The organism is Pseudomonas sp. Irchel 3F6 (assembly GCF_900187595.1).
In the GTDB taxonomy this organism is placed as follows: domain Bacteria; phylum Pseudomonadota; class Gammaproteobacteria; order Pseudomonadales; family Pseudomonadaceae; genus Aquipseudomonas; species Aquipseudomonas siliginis.
On sequence record NZ_FYDP01000002.1, the window covers coordinates 261,780 to 278,111 of the forward strand.

Consider the following 16,332-nt stretch of genomic DNA (forward strand, 5'->3'; position numbering starts at 1 on the left):
ATCTCCATGGTTTTCAAAAATGGAGATCGACTCGGTATTTCATTTCGACGTAACTCGCACAGCCACCTCGGTCAGTCCCCTCTCCCTCCGGGAGAGGGTTAGGGTGAGGGGCTTTTAGCCCTTTTCATGCGACGGGTCGTAGACCTTGGTCAGGTCGCCGCCAAGACGGAAAGTCTTGAACGGTTGCATGTCGCGTTTCTTCTCGATCACATCCGGCGCACAGGTGTAGAGCGTGCAGAACGGTTCGAGCCAGGCGAATTTCATGTCCTCTTTCAGGTCGGTCATGTCCTGCTTTTTGCCGTTCTTTTCTTCGAACTCGTCAGGGTCCTTCACGCCGGCCAACACGCGGTCACCCAGACGCTTCAGTGCGCCATTGTTTTCCTGACGCAGATCGACACCGTTGACCTGGGCGAAACTGGCGATCATCGCCAGCGGCGGCAGGGCGTAGTTGTGATAGGCGAGGGCGCGTTGCTGGCGCTTGAGTTCGTTGGGCAGGAATCCGTCGGCGTCGACCTGGTTGACGCCGACCTTGTATTCCTTCACCGCCCAGTCGAACAGGTCGCGGCGGTTGGTGGCGACGGCGGTGGCCATCACCGACCAGGCGGCCCAGTACGAGTGGTTGTTGGTTTTTTCCAGCGGCAGGTTGTCCCAGTCGCTGACCACCTGATCGGCCATTTTGCTGAACCAGGCTTCGATCACCTGCGCTTCCTGCTGATGCTGGGCCAGCGGATGCGAGTCGGAAAACTTCAGGCGAATGTACGACGAGGCCATGCTGCCCAGTGCCCATTTGCGCATCGACTTGCCGGTGTGGTTGAAGTCTTTGGACATCAACGCGTCAGCCTTGGCCCATGCGGTCAGCCAGTTGAGCGTGCATTCGAGCTGCTCCGGGCGACCGTCGCGCATGAACTGCATGACGCGCTTGGCGGTGCCGCGCTCCAGCGTGGTGATGTCTTTGGTGGTGTCGCGAAAGGCTTTTTCCGACTGCACATTCAGCGTCGCGCGGGCCTTGTCCGAACCTTCGTATTTGCTGCGAAATTGCAGCGGACCGGTGTATGGCGCCGGCATCGCGTCGCAGCCGTCGCTCTTGTCGCCGGTCTTGAATTTATCCACCGGGGCGAAGTAGCCCTGCGGTGGACGCAATGGCGCGGCGGCCTGAGTTGCCCCGGCGAACATCGCCAGGCTCAGGAGTGTCGGTGCCAACAGATTTTTCAGTTTCGGATTTCGCATAGCAGACCTCATTGCCCGAGCTGCGCGGTCTGTTGACCGACGCCCGGGAATACGTTGCGTTTGCAGATTTTCGCTTCGACTTTTTGTGGCGCGGCGCCAGGTCCGGCTTCAGGACCCTGGACTTCGACTGCCAGCAGGTTTTGCGAGGCCCAGTCTTCGTCCGTGCGCAGCTCAAAGGCGAAACGACCGTCGGTGTCGGAGGTTTCCGGTTTCTCGATCTTGATGTCCTCGTGGCGACCGTTCATGTACCAGAGGGTGGCTTGCAGGGTTTTCACCGAGGTGTCGGCGAAGCGGATATCAACCTGATGGTTGGCGTTCTGCAGGTTCAGGTTCTTGCTGTTGACCAGCAGTTCTTGCTTGCTGCCCGGCTTCAGCGTGGCGCTGGCGGACATCTGCGCGTCCTTGCCTTCGCAACCGTTATCCAGCAGCGCCATCATCTGGCGATAGATGGTTTCCTGGTCGAGGCGATACAGCGGCGAGAATTCCCAGATGAGAATCTTCGGCGGGGTCTTCTGGAATTCTTCGCTGCCCAGGTACTGCAGCATCGAACCTTCGAAACCGCCGCCGGGGAAGGCCACGTTGAGGATGTCGGCGCCGATGGCTTCTTCGAGGAAGCCGGCGAAGTTGTAGTTCTTGCCGCTGTGCGACGTACCGACCAGGGTGATCTGCGGATTGCCGGAATCGCCGAACAGATCGCCGTCGCCTGCCTCGCCTTTCGGCTCGGTGGTGAACTGGTCCATGTACTGGATCGCATAGCTGGTGCCGCACAGTTGCCCGGCCATGTTGTGCAGAGTGCCGGTCTTGCCCATGCGCCCGGAGCGCTTGGTCTCGAATTCACGCTTGGGAATGTCGGCGAAGGCCGGGATCTGCTTGACCTTTTCGGCGACGATTTTTGCCGTGCGCTGGGCACCGTAAGGTGTCCAGTGCTGGTCGCCACGGAAGTAGAAATCGTGGGCGGGCAGGGTGTCCGGCAGCGATTCGTTGGTCAGTGGCGACAGGTCCGGCACCACGTAGCCCATCTTGGCGAAACGGCCGAGCATGGTCTTGTAGTTGCCCAGCGCTTTTTCGTAATCGAACGCGGCTTTTTCCTGCGGGTTGAGCTTGTTGCGGTTCACCAGGCCACGGGTCGGCTGGTAAACGATCACCAGCTCGACGCCTTTGCTCTTGAACGCATCGTGCAACTGCTGCAGGCGCTTGTAGCCGGCCGGCGTGGTGTTGAACTCGGTGCGCAGGTCTTCCTGGGTACGGAACAGCCAGTCGCCCTGAGCCTGTACCAGGGTGGTGAAGTTCTGCTGATAACGCGTGGTGTAGTTCTTCGCGTCATGGGCCGCCGGGCACAGGTTGCAGCACGGCTCGGCGGTGAACTTCGGTGGCGTGACGCTTGCGCCTTCAGCGTCGGCGCGGGCGTTGCCGGCAGCGAGAATGCCGAGAGTCAGGGCCGAGAGGCTGAGCAGTTTGATCATGTGTGGGTGCATAAAAATTATCCTCAGTCCTGCAATTCGGTCTGGCGTTCGACAGGGTCGATCAGCACGGCTTTCTGCTGGCGCACCAACAGATCGAGAATTTCATCCTGGCGCTCGCCGAGGATGCCGTTGAAGCTGATCCCGCTGGACTTGGTCGGCGCCAGCATCGACACGCGATACAGCTCGACACTCAGCGGCGAGTCGATCGACAGCGGACCGCTGCCATTGGCCGCCAGCTCGCCGCCGACGACGATCAGCGAGACCTGCGCGTCGAACGGGTCGAGCTTGATGTCACGGTCGGTGTCGGTCAGGTCCTTGATGTGGCCGTAGATACCGGTCAGGCCGTTGGTCATGGCAACGTTTTCGTAGAGGCGGATGTTCACGCTGTTACGAATACGAATGCCGTGACGGGTATTGCTGATGACCTTGTTGCCCCACAGCAGGTTGTCGGCAGACTCGTAGAGCGTGATGCCGTCGGTGTGGTTCTTGTAGATCTCGTTGTAGGCAATGATGTTGTTGACGCTGTTACGGTCGATCACCAGGCCCGACAACTTGTTGTCGAAACTCTTGTTGTTGAAGATGAAGCTGTCGTTGACCTCACGGGAAATGATGATCCCGTGCTTCTTCTTCGTGCCATGAACGGTGTTCTCGGCAATGATCAGACGGTGCGAGCGGTCATGCGGGTCGATGCCGTAGACGATGTTGTCTTTGTAGGTGTTGCCCTTGACCACAAAGTCGCTGGTTTCGTAGCAGTAGAAGCCGTACCACATGTCCGAGAACTCGGAGCCGACGATCCAGCCGGTCGGTTCCGGGCGCTTGAGGACTTTGGCCATGTTCGGCGTGTACTGGGAAATACTCACCCCGTACGACTTACTGTTGGCGTAACCGAAGCTGGCCATCTTGCTGTTGACGATGTAGGTCTCGGTGCCGCCCCAGGAGAGCAGGAACGGACGGAATTCCTTCGGCGAACGGAAGGTCGCCGGGCCGTTGTCCTTCTCGCGCCAGCCGGTGACTTTAGTGTCACGCACGAACAGTTTGCCGTCGTTGACCAGGAACGAACCGGCCTCTTGGGACAGGCGCAGTTCCTGGGTCTGACCGTCGATTTCGAGGATGCCTTTCTCGCCGACGACGATCGGCAATTTGGCCAGATACACGCCCGGGGACGTCTCGCTGAAATACTGCTTGGGCAGTTTTTTCGCCAGATCCTTGAGGTTCATGTAGCCGTCGTCGATGAAGATCGCCTGCGGGATGCCGTGCTGACGCACCACCCATTCGGCCATCTTGTTATCGCCGCCGATGAAGTCCTTCAGGGCGTTTTCCTGCATCATCCGGCGCACACTGATCTTGCCCGGTTTGCTGCGCACGATCTTCGCGGCAGCGGCTTCGGCGGTGAAGCCGGAGAGGTCGGGCAGTGTCGGCTTGGCCAGTTTCAGTGCGTCGGTCGGCGCGCTGCTGACGGTGTAGGTCTTGGCCTGTTGCAGTTCCTTGGCCACGGTCGCAGGTTTCGCCGGTTCAACATTGGCGAAGGCGCCGGCGCTGGCCAGCAGCATCGCGCCGGCCAGCAGGCTGAGTGAGCCTGTTCTGGTGCTGATCATGTCGGGCACTCCCTTGGCGGTTTGCATCAGAAGCGCCAGATCACGTCAATGAATGCGCGGTGCATGTAGGAATCAACCTGGCTGCCGTAGGCATCGCCCGGTTTGAACACACCGCCACGGAATCGCACCAGTGCCGAAGGCTCGTCGATCGACTGGCTCAACGCCGCCGGCAACAGGCCTTGCTTGAAGTACTTGGTGACGACCAGGTCCATTTCCTGACCGAGGTCCTTGTTGCCATCTTCAAGCGGCAAGGATGTGCTGGAGAGGATTGCGCCGGTGACGTCGTCGGTGTTGTTTTCCACCGCATTGATGCCGTTGCTGCCGACCGGCTTGTTGCCGTCGACACGCCAGAACTTGTGGTAGATCAGGCTGGCGTCGTACTCGTCGTTGACCATCCAGGAACCGAACAGGGTGGCGGTCTGCATGTTGTTCATTTCGCCACGGAACGCTTCGCCGAAACGCTGCACGCGCGAGCGGGTACCGGTGTAGTTGGAGCGGTTGCTCTCCAGACCGTTCTGTTCGTAATCGGCACTGGCGCGGGCGTATGCACCGCCGACTTGCCACTGCGGATCGAGGCGCAGACGCACGCCGACATCGGCTGCCCAGCCGCTGATGTCATCGCTGCGCTTGGCTTGTGTCGGGCGCGTGCCGTCGGCGTTCAGCGCATTGACCGTGTCGCGGTCGCCGCTCATGCCGGTGATGCTGCCCCAGTAGTTGACGGTGTTGGTGTTGCGCCAGTTGTAGGCGTCGCTGTCGGCAGTCAGTCCGATCCAGCTGATGTCGCCGTTCTCGGTCTTGTCCAGCGAGTCGCGCGGGACGCCCGGCTCGGCGTAATCGAGTTTGCCGTCATCGTGAGTGTGGTGGCCGCGAATGCCGACCCACTGGCCCGGTGTCCACTGGTAAGCAGCGTCGGCGTAGGCGTGCAGGCGATCCTTGTCTTTCGGCGCCAGCTCTTTCAAGTCGGTGCGGTATTCGCTGAAACGCTCGGCAACACCGGCATTGGCGCGCAGCAGGGTGGTGTCGAAGGTCCAGTTCAGCGCTTCGATGTTGGTGTCGCGCCATTGGCCGTCGTCATTGCGCAGACGCTGGCGACCGAACTTGAGCATCTCGCCCGGGTACGGGGTGAGGCCGCTGTAGCCGACCCAGAACTCGCGCATCGCCAGGTAGTTCTTCTTGGTTTTGCGATCACTGTTGTCGGTGGCTTGTTCACCGTCCGATTGTTGCAGGGTGTCGGTCTCGATGATGTCGGTCGAGGTCACTGCCTGACCCATCGCGTAGGCGCTCCACGCGCCGCTTTCGCCGTAGATCCAGGGACGCAGGTCGAGGCCCACGCCATTGACGTCACCGCCGCCGGCAGTGCCGAGGTCACGGTCGTCTTCGGACTGGCCGGTGAGTTTCACTTCCAGACCGAAATTCTTGGTTTCAGTCATCGCAGCCAGTGTCGGGCAAGACCAGAGCAGCGCGAAGGTGAGGCCAATACCGGCCTTCACGAATGGGTTCAGCTTCATAGTTTTTCCTCGCCGTCTTCTTCTTGCAGGGCGTGCAGTTGCAGCGTGTTCGAGTTCAGGGCGCCACGGCTGGCCTGTTCCTGTTGCAACAGGCGGCGGGCTTCGGGCAGGCGCTCGGGCGGCAATTGCGCCTCGAGTGTCGCTGCCAGTTCATCGGCTTGCGGGGTGTTCTGCGCCTTGGCCAGTTGGCTGAATACGTAGGCGTTCAGCGGGTCGGGCTTGGTACCCTTGCCTTGGGAAAACAACTGGGCGATGGCGAAGTCGGCACTGTTCTGGCCGTTGCGCGCAGCGGTCAGCAGGTGGTCCAGAGCCTTCTGCGGATAGACCTTGCCCAGGTAGCCACGACGGTAGATCTGGCCGAGGTAGTAGTCGGCGGCGACTTCGCGGCCAACGGCTTTCTGGAAGTGTTCCTCGGCGACTTTCGCATCGGCCGGGACCATTTTGCCTTCGTAGTAGACCTTGCCCAGCAGCAGTTCGGCGCGCGGCTGGTCGGCGGCGCGACCGTTGTCCAGGTACTTCATCATCTGGTCGACGTCGCCCAGTTCGGGGAAGTCGTAAAGCAGTTGGGCGAGGGTGACCCACGATGCCGGGTAGCCCGGAGCGATCGGCTCGAGCAGCGCCTGCGCGGTTTTTTCGTCAGTCTTGCCCAGGGTCGAATCGGCCAGCACGCGGGCTACGGAGTCGACACGCTGCGCGGTGACGGTGCCACGGCTGTAACCGGCCTGCATCTGCTTGATCAGCTCGGCCTGTTGGTCCGCCTGGCCACGTTTCTGGTAAACGGTGGCCAGTTCGACGTAGCAGATGTCAGTGGTGTTGAGCGCGGCCTTGCAGATCTTTTCCACGTCATCCAGATGCTGGTCGTAAGTGCCCTGGGTGCGATACAGCAGCACCTGCGCCAGGCCCGCTTCCGGGTAGCCCGACTTGCGCCACTGATCGATCTGCTGCTGCGCGTTGATGTTGGGGAAGCTGTGCGGGTATTGCAGGTACAGCATCGCCAGCGGGATCAACGTGTTGCCTTCGCCATTGGCGGCGGCTTTTTTCAGCAGGGTTTCGGCTTCGTGGTGCTCGGCTTCGGTGGAGCCCGGCTTGGCCACCAGCAAACGACCGAGACGTGCCTGGGCACGCGGCGACACGCTGGCCGCTGCGCGGTAAGTCGCCTCGGCCTGTTTCATCTGCGCCGGGTCACGGCTGTCGACCTGGATATCGGCCAGGCCGACTTGCGCCTCGCTATAACCCAGATCGGCCAGTTGCTGGTAATTCTGCGCAGCGGTGGCGGTGTCGCCACGCTTGAGCGCTTCGTTGGCCAGACGCTGATCGGGCAGCCCGGCGCAACCGGCCAGAGAAACTGCCAGTGCCAGCGAGCACACCATCAATCCCATGTGGGAGCGAGCCTGCTCGCGAAGCAGTCGACTCGGTACTTCAGACAAACCGCGCTGGCCCTTTCGCGAGCAGGCTCGCTCCCACAGGGTCGGCGGTGTGTTCAAGTTATGCGTAGTCACAGGCATGTCCTCGACTTAAAGACCGGCAGCCATGGCTTTGTCGATCAGCCAGTTCAGGTTCGGGCCACGGTCGCTGTTCACTTCGACCGGGCGGCCGGCCAGGCTGCTGTCGAGCGGCTCGTCAGGCTGGATCTGCACGCGGATGTCGGAGGACAGGTCGGCGCTCTTCAGGCTCGTGCTGCTGACGATCTTGCCGGTGCGGGTCTTGTCTTCGCCGGCGATCTGGAAGCTCACCGGGGTGCCCGGGCGCACGTCGCCGAACTGGCGATAGGAGAAGCGTGCTTCAACGTTGGCCTGGGTGTTGCGCGGCACCAACTGGAAGATCACGTCGCCCTTGCTCGCGTACTGCCCGTCAGCCACCAGTTGCTGGGCCACGGTGCAGTCGCACGGCGAAGTCAGGGTGCCGGTCATTTGCTTGCCGAACAGTTCTTCAACCTTGGCCGGGGCCAGTTGGTCTTCGGCCAGATGGCCCTTGAGCACGTCGAGCATGCTGGTGCTGAAGGTCGCCAGCGGTGCGCCTTTGGCGGCAACGCCGTCGGACTTGACCAGGCTCTGTACGGTGCCGTCACGCGGCATGGTGATGTTCATCCCCGGCACGCTGACCAGACCGGCCTGCGCGTGGCTGACGAAGTACATGCCGTACACCGACTTGAAGATGAAACCGGCAGCGACCAGACCAACAGCGAAAATACCGGCGCTGAAGGTCACGGCTTTCAGGCGGCCGAACGGGGTCATGCCGGTGTCGTTGGTCTTGTTCTTGCGCGCCTTGGTGAAGTTGTCGCGCTGCAGGGTCGCCAGCACTTCGCCGATGCTGACGATGTCGCCGGCCAGGTGCGAAGTGATCAGGTGGCGCAGGGTGGAAATGTCCTGCGGCTCGAGGTTCTGGAACTGGCAGCCGGCGCGGCCGGTGGCGCGGTCAAAGGAACGCACCTGCAGTTCAACGTCCATGGCCAGGCCGAGGTTGTCGATGACAAATTGCAGACGCGCCTTGTACACCTCGCCGATGGTCAGCGGCATCTGCCCGGCGTTGAACGCCAGACCGCCAGCCGACAGATCGAGGACCCGCGCTTCGAGCGGAGTCCGGTCAGGGCCGAAGAAACGCAGCTTGGCCGGGATTTTCACGCGAGCGTGCTGGCGCTGGGCTTCGGATTCATGCACTACGTTGACGTTGACGGCGGTATTCATAGGGGCGATTTCCTTGTTAATTCAATAGGAGCGGGTCAGACCATCATCAGCAGCACGGCGACAAAAATGCTGCCGGCGGAGAAGGTCATGGTCCGAGACGACCAGGTGTTGAACCAACGTTGAAAGCTGGCGAGATCACGGGTCAGGGATGTGGGCTGGCGAGTCCAGGATTGTTGGTCGAGGCGGAAGAACACGTAGATCTTCACCAGGGCGCCAACGATCTGGTTGTAATACAGAATCGCCGGGTAAGCAGGGCCGATGCGGTGGCCGGAACACGACAGCAACAGCGTCAGGATCAGGCGGGTGATACCGATCCACAGCAGGTACACGAGGATGAACGCGGTGCCGTACTTGAAGCTGGCGATCAGTGCGACGGTCAGGCCGAGCAGCGAGGTCCACATCGACACGCGCTGGTCGAACAGCACCACCGAGGTGAACGCGCCGAGGCGGCGGATACCCAGGCCCAGTGCTCGCGAGTTCTGGCGCAGGTTGTTGCCGTACCAGCGGAACATCAGCTTGCGGCTGGCCTTGATGAAGCTCTTTTCCGGCGGATGCTCAACGGTGTTGATCGCGGCGTCCGGCACGTAGAAGGTGTCGTAACCCAGGCGCATCAGGCTGAACCAGCTCGACTTGTCGTCACCGGTCAGGAACTTGAAGCGGCCCAGACGCCAGTGTTGCAGCGAGTCGCTTTCAACGTCGGCGATGAACTCCGGATTGGTCACCACGGAGGCTTTGAAAACCGACATCCGACCGGTCATGGTCAGTACGCGCTTGGACAGGGCCATCGAGCACATGTTGATGTGGCGCTGGGCGAAACGCAGCTTGTGCCATTCGCTCATGATGTAGCCGCCGCGCACTTCGCAGAACTCGTTGGTGGTCAGGCCGCCGACATTGCCGAACAGCTGGAACCACGGCACGGTCTTGCGCACGACGCCTTCGCCGAGCACGGTGTCGCCGTCGATCACGGCCACCACGGCACGGTCGTCCGGCAGGTGACGGGAGATCGCACGGAAACCGAAGGCCAGACCATCGCGCTTGCCGGTGCCGGGAATGCGCACGAAGTCGAGCTTGACCCGCTCCGGCGGATTCATCCGTGCCCACAGCGCCTTGACCAGCAGCTCGTCGGACATTTCCACGATCGAGCAGACAATGGTGGTCGGCAGTTCGCAGTCGATGGCTTCGCGGATCACCGAGCTGTAGACCTGCGCGGTTGTCAGCGCGTCGATACGAAAGCTGGTGACCATCAGAAACACATGCGACGGATCGGCCGCTTTACCCAGCTTGCGTACTTTGCGACGCAGGTGCGGGTAAACGATGTAGAGAAAAATCATGCCGCGCACAAAGTGCGTTGCACCCATCGAGTAGCGCCAGATACCCACGGCGCCAATCAGGAAAATGAAGTCCTTCGACTCGGAGTCGAATGTGGACGTGGGCAGCATCAAGGCCAGGCCCATCAGCAGACTGAGATAAAAAAGCCAGCCGGCTGATTGCAGAAAAAAATGTTTGAGCTTGGTCATAACCGTCATCCGAAGGTGATGGAGGCTTCAAGCCGCAAGCGTGTTGCTTTTGCTTGCGGCTTGAAGCTTGAGGCTTGCCTTACCAGCAAATGCCTTCGGTGCGGCTACCGGCGCTGGTGGCCTTGGACATGAAGCCCACCAGGTCGATGACTTGCTTGCCCTGCGGCGCTTCCTGGGCCAGCGAACGGAATTTCTCGTCGCGGTTGCCGAGGATGATCACGTCGGAGTTATCGATCACCGAGTCGAAGTCGGAGTTGAGCAGGGACGATACGTGCGGAATCTTCGATTCGATGTAGTCCTTGTTCGCACCGTGGACACGGGCGTATTCGACGTTGCTGTCGTAGATGCTCAGGTCGTAACCCTTGCCGATCAGCATTTCCGCCAGTTCGACCAGCGGGCTTTCGCGCAGGTCGTCGGTGCCGGCCTTGAAGCTCAGACCGAGCAGGGCGACTTTGCGTTTTTCATGGCTTTCAACGATGTCGAAAGCGTTCTGCACTTGCGATTCGTTACTGCGCATCAGCGAGTTGAGCAGCGGTGCTTCGACGTCCAGGGAACCGGCGCGGTAGGTCAGCGCACGTACGTCTTTCGGCAAGCACGAACCGCCGAAGGCGAAGCCCGGACGCATGTAGTACTGGGACAGGTTCAGGGTCTTGTCCTGGCAGACCACTTCCATCACTTCACGACCATCGACGCCGACGGCTTTGGCGATGTTGCCGATCTCGTTGGCGAAGGTCACTTTGGTCGCGTGCCAGACGTTGCAGGTGTACTTGATCATCTCGGCAACGGCGATGTCCTTGCGGATGATCGGTGCGTCGAGTTCTTCGTACAGCGATTGCAGAACGTCGCCCGAGGCGGTATCGAACTCGCCGATAACGGTCATCGGTGGCTGATCGTAGTCAGCGATGGCGGTGGATTCGCGGAGGAATTCCGGGTTGACCGCAACGCCGAAATCGACGCCGGCTTTCTTGCCCGAGCAGTCTTCCAGAATCGGGATGACCACGTTGGCCACGGTGCCTGGCAACACGGTGCTGCGCACGACGATGGTGTGGCGGGTGGTTTTTTCACGCAGGACAAAACCGATCTCGCGGCACACGGCCTCGATGTAGTTCAGTTCCAGGTCGCCGTTCTTTTTGCTTGGCGTGCCGACGCAGATCATCGACAGGTCGGTATCACGAATCGCCTCGGCGAAGTTGGTCGTGCCGCGCAGACGACCGGTCTGGATACCCTGCTGCAGCAGTTCGCCCAGGCCTGGTTCTACAATCGGCGATTTGCCGGCGTTAATCATGTCGATCTTGTCTTTGGCAACATCGACGCCAACTACGTCATGGCCCCGTGCAGACAGGCAACCGGCACATACTGCGCCAACGTAACCCAAACCAAATATGCTGATGCGCATCGCAATTACCTCTGTATATATCAGGCCTTAGAAGGCCGGAGTTAATGGTGTTCAGCGGTCACTAGTGCACTCGGAAGTGCGGCTTACAGGCGCCACAATGCCGTGTGCAGGCATACAAAGTTCCGAGTGTCTAATAAGTGCACTCAAGATGTGCGCAACTAGGCCTTGTTGTTATGACTTGCCCTGTTATGCAGCCGATCTTCCGTGCGGGAAGACTCTAGTGCAGTCGTGTAGCCTGCTCGACGTCCGGTAGGGGGCCGGTAAATCAAGCAGTTAGGTGCTCAGGCGAGCACGTTTATAGGGGCGCGGCCTTGGCCTTTGTAGGGGATATTAATGGTGCGTATCTCCTGTCCTTCGATTGTTTTGAGACTAGTTAGTCACTCAGGCAAGTTGCTGTGACAACTTGGTTACATGGCTATCAGCTCTGCGTAAGTTATCTCGTACAAACTCGGCGAGAATCGTTACCGGTGGTATGAGCAATGCATTTGGACATAGTTCCAGCCCGCTCATCGTGCCAGTCGAAATTTTTTGAAATATTGATGAAGATGGCACTGGGTGCAAATTGATAGCACTAACGATTTCGCCCTTTAGTTATCGGGGCGAAACCGGGGCCGATAGTTTTGTGCCACTACGGGTAAAAAATTTAGGTGCCACTACTGAAAAAAAACTTCAGTGTCGAGTGAAACTAAAATTAGAAAATAGAGTGTGGTTTTATTGGCGCCATGAATTTGGCGATATGCGGCGGGGGAATTTTGACTTCGGGCGGACTGCACGACTCTTGAGAAAAAGAGTCGTGCAAAGGGCATGCTTTATTCCGGGGCGTGGTCGCGCAAAAACACCAGATTGTCGGGTTTCGATTGTTCGGCGCTGTAGCGATAACCCTGGACATCGAATTGCTTGAGCTGAGCCGGGTCGTTGATCCGTTCCTGGATCACAAAACGGCTCATCAGGCCGCGCGCTTTTTTCGCGTAGAAACTGATGATCTTGTACTGGCCGTTCTTCTGATCCTTGAACTCGGTGTTGATGATCCGCGCATTCAGGGCGCTGCGCTTGACCGCAGAAAAGTATTCGTTGGATGCAAGGTTGAGCAGTACGTCATCGCCCTGATCGGCCAGCGCTTCATTCAGCCACTCGCTGATGCGCGTACCCCAGAACGCATACAGATCCTTGCCACGGCCGTTGGCCAGTTTGGTGCCCATTTCCAGGCGATAGGGTTGCATCAGGTCCAGCGGCCGCAGCAGGCCATAAAGGCCGGAGAGCATGCGCAAGTGCTTTTGCGCGTAATCGAATTGCGCCTCGCTGAAGGACTGAGCGTCGAGGCCGGTATACACGTCACCCTTGAAGGCGAGCAGGGCCTGCTTGGCGTTTTCCGGGGTGAAGGCGGGTGTCCAGCTGCCGAAACGCGCGGCGTTGAGGCCACCGATCTTGTCGGACACGTGCATCAACTCGCTGATCTGCGCCGGACTCAGCTCGCGCAACTGCTGGATCAATTCCTGGGAATGGTCGAGGTACTGCGGCTGGGTGAAGCGCTGGGTCGCCGGCGGTGTTTCGTAGTCGAGGGTCTTGGCGGGGGAAATCACCATCAGCATGAAGTCGTCTCCTTTAATCGTGGGGGCGATTCTAGGGGGTTGTCCGGGTTGACTCCAGCTATCAAGCCCATAGGTGATCGACGGCTTAACTCAAACCCCTTGTGGGAGCGAGCCTGCTCGCGAAAGCGGATTCACATGATCGTTCCCACGCTCCGCGTGGGAATGCAGCCCGTGACGCTCTGCGTCACAGTCGTCGGACGCGGAGCGTCCGGGGAGGCGTTACCACGCAGAGCGTGGGAACGATCATCCGTGGCTGAGGGGAATAGGACAGGATCAGCTATAGTGCCGCGCGGGTTTTGTTATGGAGACATCCCTTTGCGCATTGTTCTTTTATTCACCGCGTGGCTGCTGAGCTTCGGCGCCATGGCGGCGCCCGGCGATGCGGCGACGCTGGATCGCACGACCTGGCCGGAGCAGCTCAGCAATCCGACCCTGTTCGACGTCGCGTCGCGGGCGGAAATCCTCATGTTCGCTCGCGGCCTGCTCGGCACCGAGTCCATCGACGAGGCGGCACTGGCCCAGCGCCTGGGCCTGCGCACGGTCAATATCGATGCGGTCAATCAGCTGCGCCAGCGCCTCTGGCAGCGCTTGCTCGCCAACTACAACCACGCCCAGCAAAGCTGCGATCAGGACGCCTCGTTCTGCTTCCTCGTCGAAGACCTGCCGACCCTGCGCGAGCAGGCGGCCAAGTTCGTCGTCAGCGACGACAGCTATTACACCAAGTGGGCCGAGCCGAGCCGGATCTTCCATTTGCAGTACCTCGACGAGCTGATGCGCAAGGCCGCGCTGTCACCGCAAACCAGTAACGAATTCGATCGTTTCGGCGACTACGAGCGCAACGGCGACGACATGCACGACCGGCTGTTTCTGCTGACCTTCGACAGCGCCGCCAACGTGCAACCGGACAACACCGACTGGCTGACCGAATACCTGCGAAAATCTAATCTGAGCGGGACATTCTTTGTACTGGGCAAGGATATTCAGGCGCGACTCGCTGGCCGTTCGGTCAGCAGCCTGCAGGCGAGTTTCTCCCGGCAGTGCGTTGGCGTGCAGGGCTGGGAGTTCCGCTCTCACAGCCATTGGCAGGACTGGCAGGATTCGGTGCGGCGCAGCGCCGATCTGGTGAAGAACAAACTGCCGGAAAACTACGTGCCGCTGTTCCGTCCGCCGGATGGCCAGCGCCGCAGTGACGCACAAGGTTTCTTCAATAGCCAGGGCCTGCAAGTGGCGCTGTGGGACATCGATGCCCAGGACGGTGCCGGCAAACTCAAAGGCCCTGCAAGCGCGCAGCGGGTGCTGACCCTGATGCTGCTGTGGCGGCACGGGGTGATCAATTTCAACATGAAACAGGATGCGGTGAAGACGTCCCTGCCGTGGCTGATCACCCAGACTGCGCAGAGCGGCATCGGCTGGGAAGACTGTCAGGACGCGTTTCGTTGAGAAACGACAAAAAGCCCGGAAACATTGGGCTTGGGGTGATTTTCAGGAGGAATTCGATGCAGGCGGACTTCCGACTTTAGCGGGGTACGGGGAGTCCGCCAAGGGCTTTTCGTCACTCTGAAAAATAAACTTAAAAAAACCGTCAAAGAGCTTTTTTATGTCATCGGTTTTGGAGTATTACGAAGACAGACCGCCGAAACCTGCAACACAGGTGGCGTCTTCCCAGACTCCTATTGTGTGCAGTTCATCCAAGCCCTCGTGGATGAATTCGGCAGTCACCTCGAGGCGCAGCACTGTCACGGTATTGCGTCGAATGGCTCCCACAAAGGTGACCGAGTATGGATGATCACGGACGCAGCCCTTCCTCCAACCAGCCAATCCTGTATGTACTCGATACCAACGTATTGATTCACGATCCAAATGCCCTGCTGAATTTCGAAGAACACCACGTCGCCATCCCGATGACCGTGCTGGAAGAGCTGGACAAGCTCAAGAGCGGCCATCACAGCGTGGCCGCCGAATGCCGCCAGGCGATCCGCCTGATCGACAAGACCCTGGGCGATGCGTCCCCTGAAGACGTTGAACTGGGCGTGCCGATCCAGCGTGGCAAGGGCGGGCCGAAGGGCTTGCTGTCAATTCTGATGAGCAAGCAGGCCGAGTCGAACCTGATTCTGCCCGAACATCTGAACGACAACAAAATCATCAACCAACTGATTGATCTGCATACCCGCGATCCGCAAAAACCGGTGGTGCTGGTCACCAAAGACATCAACATGCGCCTCAAGGCGCGCGCCTGTGGGATCGACGCCGAGGACTACAGCACCGACCAATTGGTCGATGACGTGTCCCTGCTGCCCAACGGCTACCACAACATGACCGGCTCCTTCTGGGACCGCGTGAGCAAGGTCGAAACCCGTCAGGACCACGGCCGCACCTGGCATCAGGTGCAACTGATCGATAACCTGCCGGCCGTGCACATCAACGAGTTCATCATCGACGAGCAGGGCTTTGTTGGCTGGATCAAGGAAATCCAGGAAGACCGCCTGCTGATCCTCGACCTGCACCAGGAGCCACTGCTGCATCAAGAGGCCTGGGGGCTGAAGCCGCGCGACATCTATCAGAGTCTGGCGCTGTACGCGTTGCTTGACCCGGACATTCATCTGGTCAACCTGTCCGGCGCCGCCGGGTCCGGTAAAACCATTCTGGCGCTGGCCGCTGCGATCGAGCAGACCATGGTCAGCAAACGTTATCGCCGCATCATCGCCACCCGCAGCGTGCAGGGTCTGGACCAGGAAATCGGCTTCCTGCCCGGCACCGAAGCGGAAAAAATGGAGCCTTGGCTGGGCGCCATCACCGACAACCTCGAAGCCTTGCACATGGATGACGAAAACACCCATGGCAGCGTCGACTACATCCTCAGCAAAGTGCCGTTGCAGTTCAAATCGCTCAACTATATTCGTGGTCGCAGCTTCCAGCAGAGCCTGATCCTGATCGACGAATGCCAGAACCTCACGCCGCATCAGATGAAAACCATCATCACCCGTGCCGGCGCCGGTTCCAAAGTGGTGTGCCTGGGCAACCTGGCGCAGATCGACACCCCATACCTGTCCGCGACCAGCTCCGGGCTGACCTACCTGACCGAACGCTTCAAGGATTTCCCCAACGGTGTGCACATCACCCTGCAAGGGGTGCCTCGCTCGATCCTGGCCGAATACGCCGAATCGCATTTGTAACCCTTCACCCAGAACCGGGCGGCCCTTAAAGCCGCCCGGTTTTTTTATGGATAAATGCATATCTCCTGTGGGAGCGAGCCTGCTCGCGAATGCGGTGTATCAGTCGACATCTATAGTGAATCTGAATCCGCTTTCGCGAGCAGGCTCGCTCCCACAGGGGGCAACGGTGATTTCATAATC

General features: G+C 59.8%; 11 protein-coding genes. 2 read left to right on the top strand and 9 right to left on the bottom strand.

What is annotated here, in order from left to right; translation table 11 throughout:
* Positions 1-114 precede the first annotated feature (114 nt).
* The 9 genes from CKW30_RS07220 to yaaA form a co-directional block, all read right to left on the bottom strand.
* The gene (locus CKW30_RS07220; RefSeq protein WP_095180419.1) at positions 115-1,227 is read right to left on the bottom strand and encodes a mannuronate-specific alginate lyase; all 1,113 of its coding nucleotides are present in this window, start codon (positions 1,225-1,227) and stop codon (positions 115-117) included.
* 8 nt (positions 1,228-1,235) lie between these two features.
* The gene (locus CKW30_RS07225; protein ID WP_095180420.1) at positions 1,236-2,702 is read right to left on the bottom strand and encodes an alginate O-acetyltransferase; all 1,467 of its coding nucleotides are present in this window, start codon (positions 2,700-2,702) and stop codon (positions 1,236-1,238) included.
* A gap of 11 nt (positions 2,703-2,713) precedes the next feature.
* Entirely contained in the window at positions 2,714-4,285 is a 1,572-nt protein-coding gene (gene algG / locus CKW30_RS07230) for a mannuronan 5-epimerase AlgG (RefSeq protein ID WP_073473915.1), read from the bottom strand.
* A 26-nt stretch (positions 4,286-4,311) separates the two neighbouring features.
* Positions 4,312-5,793 carry an alginate export family protein gene (locus tag CKW30_RS07235; RefSeq protein ID WP_095180421.1) on the bottom strand — a complete coding sequence of 494 codons (1,482 nt, stop codon included), beginning with the start codon at positions 5,791-5,793 and terminating at the stop codon, positions 4,312-4,314.
* Positions 5,790-7,298, bottom strand: a complete 1,509-nt coding sequence (gene algK, locus CKW30_RS07240; RefSeq protein ID WP_177342702.1) for an alginate biosynthesis TPR repeat lipoprotein AlgK — start codon at positions 7,296-7,298, stop codon at positions 5,790-5,792. Before algK ends, CKW30_RS07235 begins: the two co-directional genes overlap by 4 nt.
* Positions 7,299-7,307: 9 nt before the next feature.
* Complete coding sequence (locus tag CKW30_RS07245; protein WP_024011680.1) at positions 7,308-8,477, bottom strand: alginate biosynthesis protein Alg44; 1,170 nt, start codon at positions 8,475-8,477, stop codon at positions 7,308-7,310.
* 35 nt (positions 8,478-8,512) lie between these two features.
* Positions 8,513-9,994: a mannuronan synthase gene (gene alg8, locus CKW30_RS07250; protein WP_162098720.1), complete on the bottom strand. Its 1,482-nt coding sequence runs from the start codon at positions 9,992-9,994 to the stop codon at positions 8,513-8,515.
* A 79-nt stretch (positions 9,995-10,073) separates the two neighbouring features.
* Positions 10,074-11,390, bottom strand: a complete 1,317-nt coding sequence (locus tag CKW30_RS07255) for a nucleotide sugar dehydrogenase (RefSeq protein ID WP_016771595.1) — start codon at positions 11,388-11,390, stop codon at positions 10,074-10,076.
* A gap of 809 nt (positions 11,391-12,199) precedes the next feature.
* Positions 12,200-12,979, bottom strand: coding sequence for a peroxide stress protein YaaA (yaaA, locus tag CKW30_RS07260; protein ID WP_095180422.1), 780 nt, complete (start codon positions 12,977-12,979; stop codon positions 12,200-12,202).
* 363 nt (positions 12,980-13,342) lie between these two features.
* Here yaaA and CKW30_RS07265 point away from each other — a divergent pair, with 363 nt between their 5' ends.
* The gene (locus CKW30_RS07265; protein WP_370695134.1) at positions 13,343-14,419 is read left to right on the top strand and encodes a polysaccharide deacetylase family protein; all 1,077 of its coding nucleotides are present in this window, start codon (positions 13,343-13,345) and stop codon (positions 14,417-14,419) included.
* A gap of 338 nt (positions 14,420-14,757) precedes the next feature.
* The gene (locus tag CKW30_RS07270) at positions 14,758-16,152 is read left to right on the top strand and encodes a PhoH family protein (RefSeq protein WP_024011685.1); all 1,395 of its coding nucleotides are present in this window, start codon (positions 14,758-14,760) and stop codon (positions 16,150-16,152) included.
* The last annotated feature ends 180 nt before the right edge of the window (positions 16,153-16,332 follow it).

What these genes read in the sequence shown, in the direction of transcription:
- CKW30_RS07220 (WP_095180419.1), bottom strand. Translation starts at nt 1,227, where the DNA reads ATGCGAAATCCGAAACTGAAAAATCTGTTGGCACCGACACTCCTGAGC.
- CKW30_RS07225 (WP_095180420.1), bottom strand. Translation starts at nt 2,702, where the DNA reads ATGCACCCACACATGATCAAACTGCTCAGCCTCTCGGCCCTGACTCTC.
- algG (WP_073473915.1), bottom strand. Translation starts at nt 4,285, where the DNA reads ATGATCAGCACCAGAACAGGCTCACTCAGCCTGCTGGCCGGCGCGATG.
- CKW30_RS07235 (WP_095180421.1), bottom strand. Translation starts at nt 5,793, where the DNA reads ATGAAGCTGAACCCATTCGTGAAGGCCGGTATTGGCCTCACCTTCGCG.
- algK (WP_177342702.1), bottom strand. Translation starts at nt 7,298, where the DNA reads ATGCCTGTGACTACGCATAACTTGAACACACCGCCGACCCTGTGGGAG.
- CKW30_RS07245 (WP_024011680.1), bottom strand. Translation starts at nt 8,477, where the DNA reads ATGAATACCGCCGTCAACGTCAACGTAGTGCATGAATCCGAAGCCCAG.
- alg8 (WP_162098720.1), bottom strand. Translation starts at nt 9,994, where the DNA reads ATGACCAAGCTCAAACATTTTTTTCTGCAATCAGCCGGCTGGCTTTTT.
- CKW30_RS07255 (WP_016771595.1), bottom strand. Translation starts at nt 11,390, where the DNA reads ATGCGCATCAGCATATTTGGTTTGGGTTACGTTGGCGCAGTATGTGCC.
- yaaA (WP_095180422.1), bottom strand. Translation starts at nt 12,979, where the DNA reads ATGCTGATGGTGATTTCCCCCGCCAAGACCCTCGACTACGAAACACCG.
- CKW30_RS07265 (WP_370695134.1), top strand. Translation starts at nt 13,343, where the DNA reads ATGGCGGCGCCCGGCGATGCGGCGACGCTGGATCGCACGACCTGGCCG.
- CKW30_RS07270 (WP_024011685.1), top strand. Translation starts at nt 14,758, where the DNA reads ATGGATGATCACGGACGCAGCCCTTCCTCCAACCAGCCAATCCTGTAT.